The 1,136-nt window shown below is 69.2% G+C and carries 1 protein-coding gene; it reads right to left on the minus strand.

Annotated elements, in window-relative coordinates; translation table 11 throughout:
- Positions 1-43: 43 nt before the first annotated feature.
- Positions 44-1,054, minus strand: a complete 1,011-nt coding sequence (locus tag I8N68_RS32415; protein ID WP_200216916.1) for a mechanosensitive ion channel family protein — start codon at positions 1,052-1,054, stop codon at positions 44-46.
- Positions 1,055-1,136: the final 82 nt, after the last annotated feature.

Raw genomic sequence — 1,136 nt, forward strand, 5'->3', positions numbered from 1 at the left:
CCGCCGGGCACCGGCGCCCGGGCGGCCACGCCGGCCCCGCCGGTCAGGGCTGGTACTGGCTGCGGGTGCGGGGCAGCCACTGGGGATGGTGGTCCCGCAGGTAGCGGACCAGTCCCTCGCGCAGGTCGCAGCGTAGGTCCCAGGCGCTGGCGCCGTCCGCGGCCGAGGCCTGCACCTGAATGACCACGGTCTGCGGGGTGGCGTCGACCATCTGGAGCACCCACTGGTCTCGATCCCACAGTGGTGAGGACTCGACCAGTCGGCATGCCTCCCGGCGCAGGTCGTTCAGGTCGGCGGTGTGGTCGACATGGATTTGGATCTTGCCGATCACCCGCGACTCGTTCCGGGTCCAGTTCTGGAACGGCCGCTCAGTGAAGTACGTGGTTGGCAGGATGAGTACGCGGTCGTCCCAGAGCCGGATCACCACGTTGGTCAGCTTCACCTCCTCGACCCGGCCCCATTCGCCGTCCACTACCAGCACGTCGCCGACGTGCATCCCGTCGGCGAAGGCAATCTGGATGCCGGCGAACGCGTTGCCGAGCGCGGTTCGCGCGGAGAGGCCGATCACCGCGCCGATAACCCCGGCCGAGGTCAGAATGGAGATGCCGAAGAGGCGTACCGGCCGGAAGGTGATCAGGATCAGGCCGGTTGCGACGACCGCAACCACGGCGACGGTGAGCCGCCGCACGGGGCGGATCTGAGTCCGGGCCCGCCGGATCCGCCGGCTGGTGACCAGATCGCTCGGCAGCTTGCTGAACGAGACCGTTTCGACAACACTCAATGTCTTGATCACCAGCCACGCACTGGCGGCGATCAGGACCAGCAGGATGGCGTGGCGCAGATAACGCTGCCACTCGGCCGGTCCGGGCGGCAGCGCGTAGTACAGCGCCCCGACCAGCAGTACCGCGGCCGCCGGGCGGCGGCAGGCGTGCCGCAGCGGCTCCAGCAGCCACTTGTAGCGGCCACGGGCAGCCCGGCGGATCAGCACGCCGCAGACCAGGTCCACGACCACGGCCGCCGTCAGCGCGGCCAACACGATCAACGCGGTACGCATCAGAGGCCGTTCACCGTGATTCCGATGCCGCCTCTCCTGGGCTCGCGACCGCACTTCCCGCGTTCAGGGTGTCATCAGATCC

The organism is Micromonospora coerulea, assembly GCF_016598485.1.
Classification (GTDB): domain Bacteria; phylum Actinomycetota; class Actinomycetes; order Mycobacteriales; family Micromonosporaceae; genus Micromonospora; species Micromonospora coerulea.

What these genes read in the sequence shown, in the direction of transcription:
- I8N68_RS32415 (WP_200216916.1), bottom strand. Translation starts at nt 1,054, where the DNA reads ATGCGTACCGCGTTGATCGTGTTGGCCGCGCTGACGGCGGCCGTGGTC.